Below are 16,427 nucleotides of genomic sequence, written 5' to 3'. Positions count from 1 at the left end.
GTGTTCGGACGCAAGAAGACCCTCAACGAAGAGCTCATCGACCAGGAGCCCCCAGCTCGCCCCGGGGCGAAGAACCGCCCGACGCCGAAGCGGCGAGACCAGGAGGCGGCCAACAAGCGTCCGCTCATCGTCACCGACCGAAAGGCCGCGCGCTCCAGGGACAAGGTGGCGCGGCGCGAGGGGATGGCCAAGCAACGCGCCGGGATGCTCGCCGGCGACGAGCGGTACCTCCCTGCCCGCGACAAGGGCCCCCGCCGCCGCTTCATCCGCGACTCCGTCGATGCCCGGTGGAACATCGGCGAGTTCATGCTGCCCGTGATGCTCCTCGTGCTGCTGCTCAGCTTCGTCAAGCAGAGCTGGGCCCTGATGTCGGTCTTCATCCTCGTCTACGGGCTCATCGTCGTGGCCATCATCGACGCCGTGCTCATGTGGCTGCGGACGAAGAAAAAGGTCAATGCCAAATACGGTCAGGCCGAGCGGGGCGATGCCTTCTACGCCGTCATGCGGGCATTCCAGATGAGGCGGACGAGGATGCCCAAGCCGGCAGTCGACCGCGGACAGCACCCTTCCTGACGGGCCCGCCGGTCAGCACTGGTCCCCTCCGCCGACGAGGTCGGCGAACGCCAGCGGACTTCGGGTGACCGCATAGGTGGCGAAATACAGCTTGGCCACCGTGCCGTCAGCCGCGCGGACCACCTGGAGGACCTCGCCACGCTCCCTGCCGGCCGCGGCCCGATAGCGGTCGGGCCCCTCCCGCGCGAACCGCGACTCCGAGAGCGGATCGTCGGTGAGCCGTGACCACAGCTCGCCGTCGCGCACGAAGAAGACGATCGGCGAGCCCTCGGACCACCACTGGCCCAGCAGCTCGGCCAGGTCCGGCCGGGGCCGCTCCGGCACCCACGCCCGCTCGATCGGCGGCTCCGCATCGACGACCGCCTCGACGAGGTCGGTCGCCAGCGCCAGCGGCTCGGCGCCAGACGTGGCGTTGGCGAAGACGATCGCCCCGGTCCTGTCCCGGCGTCGGACCCGCAGCCCGGTGAGATAGCCGGGCATCGCTCCGCCGTGCCCAACGAAGACCCGGTCACCCCGGCGGCCCATCCCGAAGCCCAGGCCGTAGGCGCCGGTCCACCCGTCGACATCCGTCATGATGAGCGGCCGGCACATCTCGTCGATGGTCTCCGGGCTGACGACGCGATCGTCGGGGTCCGCAAGGTAGGCGGCGTAGCGGGCCATGTCGGCGACGGTCGACCACAGACCGCCGAGCGGCGCCGTCGCGTTGAGGGTGAAGAGCGGCTCCTCCCTCGCCGTCCCGGCCCACGGGTCGACCTGGTACCCGTGCGCGCGGTCGTCGGCGGGGACCAGGCCCGTGCGCGTCATCCCGAGCGGGTCCAGGACCCGGTCCCGGACGACGGTCTCCCAGTCCTGGCCGGTCACCCGCTCCACGACCTGGCCGAGCAGGCCGTACGCGAGATTCGAGTAGTGGAAGGCGTGGTGGGCGGGCAGGACCTGCTCGGCCTCCTCGACGCCGACGAGGAAGGCCTCCCGCTCCGGAGCGCTCAGGCTCTCCCAGATGTTGCCGATCGGCTCGCGCTGCAGCCCCGAGGCGTGGGCCAGCATCTGGCGCAGCTGGAGTCGCCCGTGGCGGGTCCCGGGCACATGGGCATCGAGCGGGTCGTCGAGGGCCAGCCGGCCCTCGTCGCGCAGGGCCATGACGACCAGTGCCGTGAACGTCTTGGTGACCGAGCCGATCATGAACTGGGTCGAGTCGGTCGCGGCCGAGGCCCCGGCGCCATCGGTCGGGTCGCCCAGTCGCGCCGCTCCGATGTGGGCGCTCCAGACCAGCTCGCCCTCGCGCACCACCCCCGCGCTGACGCCCGGGCTGCGCCAGCGACGTTGGGCGGAGCGGACCCTCGCGGTCAGGTCGCGCTCCAGGACGCTCGACACGCCCTCAGCGGGCGTGGGCGCCGATCCCGGGGGACCGGCCGGTTCGGCCGTCACTCGGGCGCTCGCAGGCTCATCGGGCCGTAGACGACGCCGTCACCGTGGCGCAGGGTCACCGACTCCACACCCCCGGCGAGCAGCTCCCGCCACGACTCCCCGAGGTAGTTCTCGGCATCGCTCTGGGTCGGGAAACCTCGGGTGACGAGCGCCGCGCCCGCCATCGTCTCTCCGTGGGCGTCGAAGTACACCCAGGTCCAGTCCGCGCTCATGCCGCCACCCTAGTTGGCTGGAGATCGCCACAGCCGGGGCAGGGCCGCTCCTGGATCAGGCAGTCACCGGCTGGACCGCGTTTGACGTCGATCGGCTCGACGTGCCACGGTTCGAGTACCCGATGGGCAATGGGGCAAGCCGGTGAGACTCCGGCGCTGACCCGCAACCGTGAAGCCCGGCGGCCGACACAGTTCGCTCCCTGTCGGCATCCGGCGCCAGCCGGAAAACCCGTGCCCGTTCGGCTCCTTTGTCAGTCTGTCGTGGAATGCGGACCGGAGACACCAGGCCTCAGGCACAGCAACCTCCGACCTCGGTGCCCCACCGCGAGGAGGTAATCGTGTCCCTTGCCCAGCGTGCCCGGATCCGGGTCGTCATCGCCGTGCTGCTCGCCGCAGCGTGCACCGCCCTCTCGGTCGGCCCCGCCCACGCGGCCGCCTACCGCTTCTGGGGCTTCTACCAGCTCACCGACGGCCAGTGGGCCTTCGCCCAGAAGGGCTCGGACCAGATCGTCCCCAAGGACGGGTCGGTCGACGGCTGGCGGTTCGCCGTCGCGGACGTGAACGACGTCAGGCTCCCGCGGGCGACCCTGACCTTCGACCAGATCTGTGCGTCGACTCCGGCCGCCACCGGCCAGAAGCGGGTCGGCCTCGTCATCGACTACGGCCGCCCAGCGGACGCGGCCGACGGGGCGACCCCGCCCGCGGCCACCGCACTCTGCGCCGTCGTCGCACCCGACGCGACGAGCACCGATGTCCTCGCGACAGCAGGAGACCTTCGCGTCGAGAACGGGCTCGTCTGCGGCGTCGCGGGCTACCCGGCCACTGGCTGCGGCGGCGAGGTGAAGGAGCTCAGCGCGGAGGCCAAGGCGGCGGACACGCCCGCGCAGGTGAGTGCGCCGACCGCCACGCAGACGGCGGATGCCGCGGAGCCGGCGGCAGCACCGGTCAGCGCACCCGCGCAGGACACGTCGAGCGGCGCGAGCACAGCGGCATACGTCATCGTCGGAATCGCACTCCTCGCGCTGGCCGCCTTCCTCATTGCGCGCTCGCGCGCCGCGGGCAAGCGCAACGACTGAAACCTGCACCATGAGCGCTCGTGAGCGGCTCCAGCACCCTGCGGCCTGGTGGCTGTGGGGGCTGGGGCTGGCCACCGCCGCCTCCCGGACGACCAACCCCATGGTCCTCCTGCTCATCATCGGCGTCTGCATCCTCGTCGTCAGCGAGCGTCGCGACCCGTCGGCACCGAACCCGCTCATGGCCTTTGTCGCCATCGGGGCGATGGTCGTCATCTTCCGCCTCGTGATGACCGTCATCCTGGGCAACGGAGTCCGCGGGGAGACCGTGCTCTTCACCCTCCCGCAGATCCCCCTGCCGGAGTGGGCATCGTTCCTGCGGATCGGTGGCCGGGTGTCCCTCGAGAGCCTCCTCTACGCCCTCTATGACGCGCTGCGCCTCGCAGCGATCCTCGCGTGCATCGGCGCCGCCAACGCACTGGCCAGCCCGAGGCGCCTGCTCCGCTACCTGCCGGCGACGCTGTACGACGTCGGCACGGCCATCGTCGTCGGCCTGACGTTCGCACCGCAGCTGCTCTCCGACGCACGCTCTGTCCGCAGTGCCCGCGCGCTTCGCGGGCACGACGGCCGCGGGATCCGGGAACTGGCACGCCTGGCCGTCCCCGTCCTCGAGACGGCGTTTGCCCGTTCCCTCGGGCTGGCCGCCTCGATGGAGTCACGCGGTTACGGCCGGGCCATCCGGACGACCGCCCGCAGCCGTCGCGCGGCATCCGTCCTCGCGGTCATCGGCACCCTGGGCGTCCTCGCGGGGCTCTACGGGCTGCTCGACAGCTCGGTCGGCGGCGTCCTCGGCCTGCCCGTCCTCGTCATCGGCATGCTCGTTGCCGCGGCCAGCCTCGCGATCGGCGCCTCCAGGGACGGCCGTTCGGGTCATCGGCGCGATCCCTGGACGTGGACAGAGACCCTCACCGTGGTGTGCGGCGCCGTGCCCGGAGCGGTCCTCGTCGTCGCCAGCGCGCAGGGTTGGACGGGTGTCGTGCCGCTCCCCCGCGCCGAGGCGCCTCCGCTGCCCGTGATCACCGTCCTCGCCGTGCTGGTCGCGGCGCTCCCCGCCTGGTTCACGCCTCGTCCCCGAAGGGCCCTGCCATGATCGTGTTCGACCAGGTCACGGTCCGCTACGCCGATGCGGACGAGCCGAGCCTGCACGACGTGACGCTCGAGATCCCGGAGGGGGAGCTGGTCCTCGTCGTCGGACCGACGGGCAGCGGGAAGTCGACCCTGCTGCGCACCATCAACGGCCTGGTGCCACACTTCAGCGGCGGCACCCTGACCGGCCGGGTCATCGTCGATGGCCACAGCACAGCGGACCACCGGCCCCGCGACCTGGCCACCGTCGTCGGCCTCGTCGAGCAGAACCCGCAGTCCACGTTCGTGACCGACGTCGTCGAGGACGAGATCGCCTATGGCATGGAGACGATGGGACTCGATCCGGCGACGATCCGGCGACGCGTCGAGGAAACCCTCGATCTCTTCGGTCTCACGCCGTTGCGCACCCGTCCCCTGGGCATGCTCTCGGGAGGACAGCAGCAGCGAGTCGCCATCGCCTCCGTTTTCGCCGCCGGGCCGCAGATCCTCGTGCTCGACGAGCCGACCTCGGCTCTCGACCCGGTCGCGGCCGAGGAGGTGCTCGCCTCCTTGCACCGGATCGTCCACGACCTTGGCGTCACGGTGGTCCTGGCGGAGCACCGGCTCGAGCGCGTCGTTCACCACGCGGACCGCGTCGTCCTCATCGACGGGGGCCACACCTCGGCGCTGCTCGACCCGGCTGAGGCAATGGCCGACTCACCGATCCACCCCCCGCTCGTTGCCCTGTCGCGCCTGGCGGGGTGGACACCGACCCCGCTCTCCATCCGTGACGCGCGGCGGCGTGCAGGAGCCCTGCGGGACCGCCTCGATGCGGCGGCGCCCACACCAGAGCGGGACGGCGCCAGCTCCCAGCGCCCGTCGGTCCGCTTCGACGAAGCACGAGTCCTCCGCGGCGGACGGACCGTCATCCAGGACCTGTCGCTCGGCCTGTTCCCGGGCACGGTGACCGCCCTCATGGGCCGGAACGGCGCCGGCAAGTCGACCCTCCTCGGCACCGTCGCAGGTCAGATTGCCCCCGCGGCCGGTTCGGCCCGAGTCGCCGACGGGCCCGGGTGGGCAGAGCCCGCGACGCTGCCGGCCAAGCGAAGGGTTCGCCTCGTGGGCCTCGTTCCCCAGCAGCCAGAGCTTCTCCTCTACAGCGACTCGGTCGCGGCCGAGTGCGCCGCTGCCGACGAGGACTTCGGCGTCGCCAGCGGGACGGCCGCGGCGATCCTCGACCGGATCTCGGGTGGCCTCGACCCGTCGCGGCATCCCCGTGACCTGTCCGAGGGCCAGCGCCTGGAGCTTGCCCTGTCGGTGATCCTGGCGGGCTCCCCCGCGGTCCTGCTCCTCGACGAGCCGACCCGAGGGCTGGACTACGGAGCCAAACAGCGGCTCGGGGCCACGCTGCGAGATCTCGCCAGCGGTGGCACGACCGTCCTGCTGGCGACCCACGACGTCGAGCTCGCCGCGGAGGTCGCCGACCGCGTCGTCATCCTCGCCGACGGCGAGGTCGTCGCTGACGGCCCGGTCCGACGGGTGCTGGCCTCGTCACCCGCCTTCGCTCCCCAGGTCACCAAGGTGCTCCGGCCCCAGGCTTGGCTCACCGTCGATGAAGTGGCAGCGGCACTGGGACGGTCCGCATGACCGTCATCCGCGTCCGGTGGCCGGCTGTCGTCGCGATGGGTCTCGTCGGAGTCATTGGGGCCATGGCCTTCCTGTGGCCCTTCGTCGCCTCCGCCGATTTCGTGACGGAGCACGGCAACGACACCCCTTGGCTCTTCGCCGGGATCCTCGCGCTGCTCACGCTGGTCTGCCTCGCCGAGGTGACATCGGGGCGACTCGACGCGAAGACCATTGCCGTCCTCGGCGTGACGGCAGCCGCGGGAGGGGCGATGCGGGTGCTGAGCGCTGGCGTGGCCGGCCTGGAGCCGATGTTCTTCATCATCATCGTCGCGGGTCGGGTGCTCGGGCCCGGCGTGGGTTTCGTCGGGGGGGCACTCGCACTGCTCACCGGAGCGCTCCTCACCGGAGGCGTGGGGCCCTGGCTGCCCTTCCAGATGATCTGTGCCGGCGCCATCGGGCTTGGAGCCGGACTCCTCCCGGGGCGACCGGGAGCCCGCTCCGAGCGATGGATGCTCGCCGGCTACGCCCTGATGAGCGGCATCACCTTCGGTGTCTTCATGAACCTCTGGTTCTGGCCGTTCCTCGGCGCCAACTCCCCGACCGGCATGGGTTTCGTCCCCGGTGCAACCGTCACGGAGAACCTCGGCCACTACGCCGTCTTCTATCTCGCGACCTCGCTCGCCTGGGACGTCCCGCGGGGGGTGCTCAACGCGATCCTTGTCACCGTCGCCGGGCCAGCGCTGCTGCGCGTCTTCCGACGGGCGGCGCGCCGCGCGGCCTTCGGTGTGCCCGTGGCCTTCGACCGGGCCCTCGGGGAACGGGCCTCGCCCACGCCCGGACACCCCGACGTCGCGGGGACCGCGCCCGGCCGTGGCACGCTGGCCAGATGACTCCGCGGGCACCCACCACCACGCTGGTCACCGGACCGGTCCGCAGCGGCAAGAGCCGCCATGCCGAGCACCTCGTCGCCCTGAAACACGACGTTCTCTATGTCGCGACGGGCCGCCGCGCCGAGGACGACGACGCGGCCTGGGCCGCGCGCGTGCGGGCCCACCAGGAGCGGCGCCCCTCGAGCTGGCGAACCCTCGAGACAGCCGAGCTGGACGAGGCGATCACCACGGCCGCCGGGCCGGTGATCGTGGACTGCCTCGGCACCTGGCTCACCGCGCAGGTCGACCTCGTCGGCTGGGACGACCTCGATCATGCCACCGACCACGTGCGCCAGCGCACCGCATCGCTGATCGAGTCCCTTTGTCGGGCAAGACATCCCGTCGTTGTGGTGACCAATGAGGTCGGTTGGTCGCTCGTTCCCCTGAGTGACTCGGGCCGCTTCTTCCAGGACGAGCTGGGCAGGCTCAACGCTGCAGTCGCGGAGGTCGCGGCTACCGTTCACCTCGTCGTGGCCGGCCGGGTCATGGACCTCACCCAGGCTCCGATCGTCCCCCGGTCCCTGCCACCCCGGACGCTCCATGCGTGACGCCTGGCGCCTCAGTGCGGGCACCTTCCTCGTCATTCCCGTGCGACCGCCGGGCGGCGTCGACCCAGCAACGGCAGGGGGCGCCATGGTCCTCGCGCCGGTGACGGCCCTTCCGGCTGCGGCCGGCTGGCTCGCCCTGGGACTCGTCACCCAGAACGGCTGGCTCACGCCGCTCCTTGCGGCCGGGCTGGCCTTGGCGGCGACCGCCCTCCTGAGCCGTGCGATGCACCTCGACGGCCTGGCCGACCTCGCGGATGGGCTGACCTCGGGTCCGAGCCGGTCGCGCGCGCTCGAGGTGATGAGACGCGGCGACACCGGCCCCGCGGGCGCCGCGGCCCTCGTCCTGACCCTCCTCCTGCAGGCCGCGGCCCTGGCCGGAGTCCTCGGCACCGCGAAAGGCACGGCGCTGGCGGTGACCGCTCTGCTGGCCAGCAGGCTCGCCCCGGCGGTGGCCTGCCGCCGCGGCGTGCCGACGGCGCGCGCCGACGGCTTGGGCGCCGCCGTGGCCGGAACAGTCGGTGGGGCCTCCCTCGTGGCTGCAGTGCTCGGCGTCCTGCTCGCCGGCGCGGTGGCGCTCTGGCTGGCCGGTGAGCCGCCGTATGCCGCTGGGCTCGTCGTCGCCGCCGGTGTCGCGGGTGCGTGGCTCGTCACGTGGCACGCGGTGCGACGACTGGGCGGGGTGACCGGCGACGTCATCGGGGCAGCGATCGAGGTCGCGCTCGTGACGTCGCTCGTTGCGGCGGCTGTCGCAGCGGCCTGAGGGATCAGGCCAAGGCCTGCTCCACCTTGGCCAGCGCCTCCGACTCGTTCGCCGACGTGTCGTCGGCGGCCGCCGCGATGTCACGGCAGCTCTGGACCACCGTCGACCGGTAGCCCTCGACCAGGTCGGGCGCCTTGGCGCGCAGGGTCGCCACGGCCCGCCTCAGCTGGTCGAGCGTCGCTGCCTCCAACTCGTCCCTGGAGCCGGCGCGAGGCATGCTCGGAAGACCTCCCTGGACGAGCAGGTCGCGGATCGCGGGCGGTGCGGAGCTGACCGCCTTCGAGGCTGCGAACGACTCGCGGAAGGTGTCGAAGAAGCCGCCCTCCGCCTGGGACACCAGCGCTCCCGCAAGGACCGCGGCGGTCCGGATCGCATCTCGCTCCTCGTCCGTCAACGGGGAGGGGTCGGCTCCTGGACGTGGCGTCTCAGTCATGGCTACGCCGTACCCCTTCGGCCGCTCGCCCAACCGTCGTCAGGACTCGCGCACCTGGACCTGGACGAACGGCGGCTTGACGACCTGGGCCGCCACGCTGCGGCCTCGCACGTCGATGTCCACGGTGTCACCTTCAGAGACACCGGGGTCGAGGAGGGCCAAGGCGATTCCCTGCCGCAGCGTCGGCGAGAACGTCCCGGACGTCACCTCACCGACCTGGGCGCCGTCCCTGGACACGGTGCAGTGCGGCCTGGGGATGCCCCGCCCGGTGACGAGCAGGCCCCGGCTGAGGCGCGTCGGATTGGCCCTCTCGGCGAGAAGGGCATCCTTGCCCCAGAAGGCATCCTTCTTCCAGCCGACCGCCCAGCCCGCTCGAGCCTGCACCGGCGAGATGTCGAGGGACAGGTCCTGGCCGTGCAGCGGGTAGCCCATCTCGGTGCGCAGGGTGTCCCGGGCACCCAGTCCGCAGGGCTTGCCGTCGTAGGTCGCGATGGCCTCGGTGAGCGCATCCCACAGTGGCGGTGTGTCGTCCCATCGGGGGACGAGCTCGTATCCGCGCTCTCCGGTGTAGCCCGTGCGGCAGACGATGACGGGATGCCCCTCCCAGTCCGCCTCGGCGAACGACATGTAGTCGTGGCCGGTCGGTAGCCCGAGCGTGTCGAGCACCTCGTCGCTCTTCGTCCCCTGGACGGCGATGATGCCGTAGGCGTCGTGGAGGCTGGTCACCTCGATCCCAGCCGGAGCGGCGGCCTCGAGGCGCCGCACCACCTCGGCCGTGTTGGCTGCGTTGGGGATGAGGAAGACGTCATCGTCGCCCTTGAGGTAGACGATGAGATCGTCGACGACGCCGCCGGATTCGTCGCAGCAGAGCGTGTACTGCGCCTGCCCCACGGAGATGCGCCGCAGGTCGTTGGTGAAGCAGGAGTTGACGAAGTCGGCCGCTCCGGGACCGTTGACCTCGGCCTTGCCGAGATGGCTCACGTCGAAGATGCCGACCCGCTCTCGGACCGCCGTGTGCTCCGCGACGACACCTCCGCCCGGGTACTCGATCGGCATGTCCCAGCCGCCGAAGTCGGCCATCTTCGCCCCCAGGGCGACGTGGCGGTCGTGCACGGGCGAGAGCTTGGGGGAAACGGTCTCCGACGTCGTTGTCACCATGGCGCTCAACTTATCGCGGCTCGGCGGGACTTATCATCGACGCCACAACGCCCGGCTGCCGGCACGACCATGCCGCATGGACCTGTGGATCGGGCCCCCGTCCCTGAAGAAGGAGTCCCTCGTGGCGAACCTGACCATCTCCACCCGCCCGGCCGACAAGGCAGCCGGCGACGCCGTCGTCGTCGGCCTGGTCGCCGGTGAGGACACCGCGAGCCTCGCGCCTGGCCACGGTCTCCCCCGCAAGGCCGTCGCCCACCTCAAGGCCGTGATCTCCGATCTCGACCTCACGGGCAAGACCGGCGACACGACAGCAGTGGCCGCGGTGCCGGAGGTGGCTGCTCGGGTCGTGGTGCTCGCCGGTATCGGCGAGCTCGACGGGCGCGGCGAGGGTGAGGTCCTGGAGGACGTTCGCCGTGGCTTCGGCGCGGCAGTGCGCGGACTGGCCAAGAAGAAGAAGGTCGTGGTCGTCGTCCCGGGCAGCTCCACCGCCCTCGTTGCAGCCGCGGCCGAGGGTGCCGCCCTCGGCGCCTACGGTGTGCCCAAGGCAGGCGCGAACGGGGACGCCGTCTCGTCGATCGCGCTCGTCGGTCCCGCGGACGCAGCAGCCCGCAAGGCGGTCAAGCGGGCAGCCGCGCTCGGGGAGGCCGTCGCCTACACCCGCGACCTGGTCAACCAGCCGCCCAACATCCTCTTCCCCGCGACCTTCGTCGCTTCGCTGGAGGGGCGGGTCAAGGCGACCAAGGTCAAGCTCAAGACCTTCGACCTGAAGCAGCTCCGTTCTGGCGGGTTCGGGGGCATCGTCGGCGTCGGGCAGGGATCGGCCAACGAGCCGAGGATCGCCGTGGTGTCCTACACCCCTGCGCGACCGAAGGCCACGATCGCCCTGGTCGGCAAGGGAATCACCTTCGACTCCGGCGGCCTGTGCATCAAGCCGGCGGCGGGCATGCTGACGATGAAGAGCGACATGGCCGGGGCGGCCGCGGTCGCGGCGACTGTTCTCGCCGTCGCCGAGCTGGGCCTGCCGGTGGCGGTTACCGCTTATCTCGGCCTCGCCGAGAACATGCCGAGCTCGACGGCCCAGCGACCCAGCGACGTGGTGACGATGCGCGGCGGCAAGACGGTCGAGATCCTCAACACCGATGCCGAGGGCCGGATGGTGCTGGGCGACTGCATCGCCCTCGCGAGTGAGACCTCCCCCGACGCCATCGTCGATGTCGCGACTCTCACCGGTGCCCAGGTGGTGGCCCTCGCGAACACGGCAGCCGTCATGGGCAACGACGATGCCTTCCGCACCCGGGTCGTCGAGGCCGCTGCCGCCGCTGGCGAGGCGATGTGGCCGATGCCGCTGCCCAAGGAGCTGCGGCCCGCGCTCGACTCGATCAACGCCGACCTCGCTCACAAGGGCGGCACCGAGGGCGGGATGCTCACTGCCGGGATCTTCCTCAGTGAGTTCGTCGGCGAGGGGATCCCATGGAGCCACATCGACATCGCTGGACCGTCGTTCAATGACAAGGCACCCAACGGCTACGAGCCCAAGGGCGGCACCGGCTTCGCCGTGCGCACCCTCGTCTCACTCATCGAGAGCTACGCCTGACTCACTCGAGTGTGCAACTTCTGCCCGTTCTGGTGACGGCGCGGTGAGCGCTCAGGGGCAGAAGTTGCACACTCGATTGGCGCACTCGATTGTTTGTCTAGCCGCCGGCCTTCCGACGGAACATCTGCTGCGCCTTGGCCGGGCCGTGTGCGCCGTGCACCTTGGAACGGTCCTGGTCGTCCGAGACGTCCTTGCCGCCGTGCGCGTGCTTCTTCGCCAGCGCCTCACGGAACTTGGCCTTCATCTCCTCGCTGGGCCCGGTGGCGGAACCCTCCTGCTTGGACATGTGTACCTCCTGGGGCGACGGGAACGAGACATGCCCACCCTGTCAGCCCAGCGGCATACCTGCCAATGCTTTTGGGTCACACCCGGTCACGCGTCGCCGCGCCGTTTGCGACTGTTCCACTGCCGCATCCGGTTCGGGTAGCCGGTGTGGTTGACGTCGTAGACGGGGACGCCAAGCCGCTGGGCGAGCCCAAATGCATCCTTGCGCTCCCCCACTGCGCGGCGGGTCCACTCGCCATCCCACGCGATGAGCACGATGGTCGTCGTCGTGACGCTCGTGGCTGGCTCCACGTAGGCCTCAACGCCGCGGTGGCCCTGCACGAAGGCACGAAGATGCGCCTCGACGGCCTTGCGGTCGATGTCCATCGAGGGGCCGTCGGACCGCCCCAGGACAGGCAGGTCCTTGGAGCGACGACGACGGGAGAACCAACCCATGCCCGCACTGTACGACGGCTCAGGCAACCCGTCGGACGTCCGCCAACCAGACTCACCTGCCTGTGACGTCGGTCTCGATCAATGACAAGATGCTTCTTGCGTGACCCATCCCGTGACGCACCCGCATGACCCACCCCGTCATCAAGCCAGCGAAGGAGCACCACCACATGTCGGCTGAAGCCGTCGGCGACTACGACGTCGTCATCCTCGGCGGGGGGTCGGGCGGGTATGCCTGCGCCCTCCGGTCGGCGCAGCTGGGCCTCAAGGTGGCCCTCGTCGAGAAGGGCAAGCTGGGTGGCACGTGCCTGCATCAAGGGTGCATCCCCACCAAGGCCCTGCTCCACGCCGCCGAGGTGGCTGACACGGCCCGCGAGGGCGCGCAGTTCGGCGTGAAGACGACCTTCGAGTCGATCGACATGGCAGGTGTCCACTCCTACAAGGATCGCGTCGTCAGCCGGCTCCACAAGGGACTCCAGGGGTTGGTCAAGGCCGGCGGCATCGACTACGTCGAGGGCAGCGGCGCACTCGACGGTCCGCACACGGTCGTCGTCGGTGACCGACGGCTGACGGGCAAGAACGTCGTGTTGGCCACCGGCAGCTACGCAAAGTCCTTGCCGGGCCTCGAGATCGGCGGCCCGATCATGACCTCTGACCAGGCGCTCAGCATCGACCACGTCCCGGCGAGGGTCATCGTGCTCGGCGGCGGTGTCATCGGTGTCGAGTTCGCGTCTGTGTTCCGCAGCTTCGGCGCAGAGGTCACGATCATCGAGGCGCTCCCCCGGCTGGTGCCGGCCGAGGACGAGGCCGTGAGCAAGCAGCTCGAGCGGGCCTTCCGCAAGCGCAAGATCGCGTTCAAGACGGGCGCGCGGTTCGCCGGCGCAACCCAGTCAGGAGATGTCGTCACGGTCTCGCTCGAGTCAGGCGAGAGCATCGAGGCCGACCTGCTCCTCGTCGCCGTCGGTCGTGGACCGGTGACCGAGGGCCTGGGCTACGAGGCCGCCGGCATCACGATGGATCGGGGCTTCGTGCCGACGGACGAACGCCTCCGCACCAACGTCCCCGGCGTCTACGCGGTCGGCGACATCGTGCCCGGGCTGCAGCTGGCCCACCGAGGGTTCGGCCAGGGCATCTTCGTCGCTGAGGAGATCGCCGGCCTGTCCCCCGCCGTGATCGAGGAGTCCGGCATCCCTCGGGTGACGTACTGCGATCCGGAGATCGCCAGCGTGGGGCTGACCGAGGCCGAGGCCAGGGACGCCCACGGCGAGGTGGAGATCCAGGAGTACAACCTGGGCGGGAACGGCAGGTCCCAGATCGTGGGCACGCAAGGGTTCGTCAAGCTGGTTCGGCGCAAGGATGGACCGGTGGTGGGCGTTCACATGATCGGTGCCCGCATGGGGGAACAGATCGGCGAAGCACAGCTGATCGTCAACTGGGAAGCCCACCCCGAGGACGTCGCCGGGCTCGTTCACGCCCACCCGACGCAGAACGAAGCACTTGGTGAGGCCCATCTGGCCCTCGCTGGGAAGCCGTTGCACGCGCACGCTTGAGCCAGTTACTGGGAAGAGGAGAGAACACGTCATGTCAGAACGCGTGACCATGCCGGCCCTGGGCGAATCCGTCACCGAAGGGACCGTCACCCGCTGGCTGAAGAGCGTCGGCGACCGCGTCGAGGTGGACGAGCCACTGCTCGAGGTCTCGACGGACAAGGTCGACACCGAGATCCCCTCTCCGGTCGCAGGCACCCTCCAGGAGATCCTCGCCCAGGAGGACGACACGGTCCCGGTCGGAGCGGAGCTCGCCGTGATCGGCGAGGGCGAGGCGGCTCCTGCCGACCAGCCCGCACCCGCCGCGCAGGCAGCCCCGGCTGAGCAGGCGCCCCCGGCTGAGCAGCAGGCCGCTCCCGCCCCCGAGGCCCCGAGCACCGAGCAGGAGCCCCAGCCGGCGACGAGCGAGCCGGAGGCGGCGCAGGCCGAGCAGCCCCAAGCTGCAGCATCGGCTGCCGGCGGTGGCGAGGGCGAGACGGTGACGATGCCGGCGCTCGGTGAGTCCGTGACCGAGGGAACGGTGACGCGCTGGCTGAAGTCCGAGGGCGACGACGTGGCGGTCGACGAGCCGCTGCTCGAGGTCTCGACCGACAAGGTCGACACCGAGATCCCGTCCCCCGTGGCCGGCACCCTGACCAAGATTCTCGTCTCTGAGGACGAGACCGTCCCCGTGGGCGGCGACCTGGCCATCATCGGCGGTTCCGCGCCGGCGGCGGCCGAGCCTGCCGCACAGCAGCCCGCGGCGCCCCCCGCACAGCAGGCACCGCCCGAGCCGGCCGCACAGCCGCAGTCGGCCGCCCAGCCCGAGCCGCCAGCAGCGCCCGCCCAGCCTCAGCCGCAAGCCCCTTCCCAGCCTGCGGCGCCCGCCCAGGCCCAGCAGGCAGCACCTTCGCCGGCACCTCAGGCCGCGCGCACGCCGGCCCAGTCGTCCACGGACGCGGCGGCCTACGTCACGCCCCTGGTGCGCAAGCTCGCCGCCCAGCACGGGATCGACCTGTCCACCCTCAAGGGCACTGGCGTCGGCGGCCGCATCCGCAAGCAGGACGTGCTCGATGCTGCCGAAGCTGCGCAGGCACCTGCACCCGAGGCGTCCGCGGCACCGGCAGCCGCCACGGCCACCACGGCGCCGGCAGCTCCGGCGGCTCCGTCAACGGCCGCCTCTGTCTCGCCGAAGCGCGGCACTCGGGAAAAGATGACGCGCCTGCGCAAGGTCATCGCGACCCGGATGGTCGAGTCGCTTCAGGTCTCGGCGCAGCTGACCACCGTCGTCGAGGTCGACCTGACCAAGGTGGCCCGCATCCGGGATCGGTCGAAGAACGACTTCCTGGCGCGCGAGGGCGTCAAGCTCAGCTTCCTGCCGTTCCTGGCGCTCGCCGCGACGGAGGCGCTCAAGGCGCACCCGATGGTCAATGCGAGCATCGAAGGCGAGGAGGTCGTCCATCACGGCACGGAGAACCTCTCCATCGCTGTCGACACCGAGAAGGGCCTCATCGTCCCGGTCGTCAAGAACGCGGGCGACCTCAACATCGCAGGTCTCGCCCGCGCCATCGCCGACGTCGCGGATCGGACGCGGAACAACAGGATCACGCCCGACGACCTGGCCGGTGGCACGTTCACGATCACGAACACCGGTAGCCGCGGTGCACTCTTCGACACTCCGATCATCAACCAGCCCCAGGTGGCCATCCTCGGCACGGGTGCCATCGTCAAGCGGCCTGTGGTGGTGACCGACCCCGATGGCGGTGAGACGATCGCGATCCGGTCGATGATGTACCTGGCCCTGACCTACGACCACCGGATCGTCGACGGTGCAGACGCAGCCCGTTTCCTGGGCACGATGAAGACCCGTCTGGAAGACGGGAACTTCGAGGTCTGAGCCCACGAGGTCCCATTGAAGCGCGTCGCCTTCGGCCGGTCCTCCGGTCCGAGGGCGACGCGCTTCGCCGTTCGTTCGTCTTTCTGCTTGCCCTCGACAGCCAAGACATGCCGTATGCCGCTGGGCTTGGTTCCGACGCGGGTTGTGTTGCGCTGCAGCCAGGTTGGTGTGATCTCGGGTGGGTAAAGCCTTGCGCCCTAGTCGAACATTTGTTTGAATAGGGGTAGCCGGTTTCGTGTCGTCAGGGAGGGAGGCCGGCCCGTGCCGTACCTGCCGAGCGTCACCGACCGGATCGAGCGCGCGCTGCGCGGCGCCGGGCTCGACCCGGGGCGCGCGGCGCGCCCGGCGTTCCCGGTCGAGCTGGCCTGGCCCCGGCCGCCGGTGGTCCTGCGCGGGCCGGGCTGGGCCGGGTTGGTGGCGGCGGTGCCGTCGGAGCAGACCGCTGCGGCGTCCCCGGACAGCCCGCCGCAGTCCCCATCAAAGACCCCGGTGGATGGTTCGGTGGGGTTGTCGTTGGAGGACGCGTCCGGGGCGTTGCTCGCGCAGATCGAGGCGTTGGAGGCGGACCGGGCGCGGCTGGACGGGCGGATCGTGGCCGCGTACGGCGCGTTGCGCACGGTGATCGGTGAGCAGCTCGATGAGCACGAGCAGACCATCGAGATGGCGAGGGCGGCGAAGGGGCTGCCCACGAGGGGGATGTCGCCCGCGGCGCGGGCGGTCGGGGTGGACGAGGCGGTGCTGGCCGAGCTGACCACCGCGACCGCGGTGCCGCACCTCGAGGCGGCCCGCCGGCTGCGGCTCGCGGCGGCGCCGCGTCGGTATGCCGGGCTGCGGTCCCGGCTGGCCGCGGGGACGGTGTCGCTGCTGCACGCGACGATGATCGCCGAGGCC

16 protein-coding genes, 1 pseudogene and 1 riboswitch are annotated in these 16,427 nt (G+C 71.0%); of the genes and pseudogenes, 11 read left to right on the top strand and 6 right to left on the bottom strand.

What is annotated here, in order from left to right:
• On the top strand, positions 1 to 573 hold the full coding sequence (locus ABF401_RS02305; RefSeq protein WP_353507916.1) for a DUF3043 domain-containing protein: 573 nt from the start codon (positions 1 to 3) through the stop codon (positions 571 to 573).
• 12 nt (positions 574 to 585) lie between these two features.
• Here ABF401_RS02305 and ABF401_RS02300 read toward each other — a convergent pair whose 3' ends face one another.
• Positions 586 to 1,944, bottom strand: coding sequence for a serine hydrolase domain-containing protein (locus ABF401_RS02300; protein ID WP_353507915.1), 1,359 nt, complete (start codon positions 1,942 to 1,944; stop codon positions 586 to 588).
• A gap of 50 nt (positions 1,945 to 1,994) precedes the next feature.
• A complete protein-coding gene (locus tag ABF401_RS02295) occupies positions 1,995 to 2,210 on the bottom strand; it encodes a hypothetical protein (RefSeq protein WP_353507914.1) in 216 nt (71 codons plus the stop codon).
• 96 nt (positions 2,211 to 2,306) lie between these two features.
• Positions 2,307 to 2,463: riboswitch (cobalamin riboswitch) on the top strand.
• Between the two features lie 85 nt (positions 2,464 to 2,548).
• Between ABF401_RS02295 and ABF401_RS02290 the strand changes: the two genes are divergently transcribed.
• Genes ABF401_RS02290 through ABF401_RS02265 form a run of 6 tightly spaced genes read left to right on the top strand, consistent with a single transcriptional unit; the run spans position 2,549 to position 8,211 of the window.
• Entirely contained in the window at positions 2,549 to 3,286 is a 738-nt protein-coding gene (locus ABF401_RS02290; RefSeq protein ID WP_353507913.1) for an SCO2322 family protein, read from the top strand.
• A 10-nt stretch (positions 3,287 to 3,296) separates the two neighbouring features.
• Complete coding sequence (locus ABF401_RS02285) at positions 3,297 to 4,373, top strand: energy-coupling factor transporter transmembrane component T (protein ID WP_353507912.1); 1,077 nt, start codon at positions 3,297 to 3,299, stop codon at positions 4,371 to 4,373.
• Positions 4,370 to 5,995: an ABC transporter ATP-binding protein gene (locus tag ABF401_RS02280; RefSeq protein ID WP_353507911.1), complete on the top strand. Its 1,626-nt coding sequence runs from the start codon at positions 4,370 to 4,372 to the stop codon at positions 5,993 to 5,995. Before ABF401_RS02285 ends, ABF401_RS02280 begins: the two co-directional genes overlap by 4 nt.
• Positions 5,992 to 6,864: an ECF transporter S component gene (locus ABF401_RS02275; RefSeq protein WP_353507910.1), complete on the top strand. Its 873-nt coding sequence runs from the start codon at positions 5,992 to 5,994 to the stop codon at positions 6,862 to 6,864. The genes ABF401_RS02280 and ABF401_RS02275 overlap by 4 nt, the downstream gene beginning before the upstream one ends.
• Complete coding sequence (locus tag ABF401_RS02270; protein ID WP_353507909.1) at positions 6,861 to 7,451, top strand: bifunctional adenosylcobinamide kinase/adenosylcobinamide-phosphate guanylyltransferase; 591 nt, start codon at positions 6,861 to 6,863, stop codon at positions 7,449 to 7,451. The genes ABF401_RS02275 and ABF401_RS02270 overlap by 4 nt, the downstream gene beginning before the upstream one ends.
• Positions 7,444 to 8,211, top strand: a complete 768-nt coding sequence (locus ABF401_RS02265) for an adenosylcobinamide-GDP ribazoletransferase (RefSeq protein ID WP_353507908.1) — start codon at positions 7,444 to 7,446, stop codon at positions 8,209 to 8,211. The genes ABF401_RS02270 and ABF401_RS02265 overlap by 8 nt, the downstream gene beginning before the upstream one ends.
• A gap of 4 nt (positions 8,212 to 8,215) precedes the next feature.
• On the opposite strand, the gene ABF401_RS02260 is transcribed toward ABF401_RS02265, so the two are convergent.
• Both ABF401_RS02260 and gcvT read right to left on the bottom strand, forming a co-directional pair.
• Positions 8,216 to 8,644 (bottom strand): hypothetical protein, encoded by a 429-nt coding sequence (locus ABF401_RS02260; RefSeq protein WP_353507907.1) that lies wholly within the window; start codon positions 8,642 to 8,644, stop codon positions 8,216 to 8,218.
• 39 nt (positions 8,645 to 8,683) lie between these two features.
• A complete protein-coding gene (gene gcvT / locus ABF401_RS02255; protein ID WP_353507906.1) occupies positions 8,684 to 9,802 on the bottom strand; it encodes a glycine cleavage system aminomethyltransferase GcvT in 1,119 nt (372 codons plus the stop codon).
• A gap of 76 nt (positions 9,803 to 9,878) precedes the next feature.
• Here gcvT and ABF401_RS02250 point away from each other — a divergent pair, with 76 nt between their 5' ends.
• Complete coding sequence (locus ABF401_RS02250; RefSeq protein ID WP_353507905.1) at positions 9,879 to 11,396, top strand: leucyl aminopeptidase; 1,518 nt, start codon at positions 9,879 to 9,881, stop codon at positions 11,394 to 11,396.
• Between the two features lie 97 nt (positions 11,397 to 11,493).
• On the opposite strand, the gene ABF401_RS02245 is transcribed toward ABF401_RS02250, so the two are convergent.
• The gene (locus tag ABF401_RS02245; RefSeq protein ID WP_353507904.1) at positions 11,494 to 11,682 is read right to left on the bottom strand and encodes a DUF5302 domain-containing protein; all 189 of its coding nucleotides are present in this window, start codon (positions 11,680 to 11,682) and stop codon (positions 11,494 to 11,496) included.
• Positions 11,683 to 11,768: 86 nt separating this feature from the next.
• Positions 11,769 to 12,116 carry a hypothetical protein gene (locus ABF401_RS02240; RefSeq protein WP_353507903.1) on the bottom strand — a complete coding sequence of 116 codons (348 nt, stop codon included), beginning with the start codon at positions 12,114 to 12,116 and terminating at the stop codon, positions 11,769 to 11,771.
• Positions 12,117 to 12,283: 167 nt separating this feature from the next.
• On the opposite strand from ABF401_RS02240, the gene lpdA reads away from it, so the two are divergent.
• From lpdA to ABF401_RS02225, 3 genes and pseudogenes are all read left to right on the top strand, one after another.
• The gene (gene lpdA / locus ABF401_RS02235) at positions 12,284 to 13,663 is read left to right on the top strand and encodes a dihydrolipoyl dehydrogenase (RefSeq protein WP_353507902.1); all 1,380 of its coding nucleotides are present in this window, start codon (positions 12,284 to 12,286) and stop codon (positions 13,661 to 13,663) included.
• A 31-nt stretch (positions 13,664 to 13,694) separates the two neighbouring features.
• Entirely contained in the window at positions 13,695 to 15,536 is a 1,842-nt protein-coding gene (sucB, locus tag ABF401_RS02230) for a 2-oxoglutarate dehydrogenase, E2 component, dihydrolipoamide succinyltransferase (RefSeq protein WP_353507901.1), read from the top strand.
• 261 nt (positions 15,537 to 15,797) lie between these two features.
• Positions 15,798 to 16,427, top strand: a pseudogene (locus ABF401_RS02225) (hypothetical protein); the annotation flags it as partial.

Source organism: Intrasporangium sp. (assembly GCF_040414665.1).
Classification (GTDB): domain Bacteria; phylum Actinomycetota; class Actinomycetes; order Actinomycetales; family Dermatophilaceae; genus Intrasporangium.
This window is presented reverse-complemented; position numbering and strand designations above follow the sequence as displayed.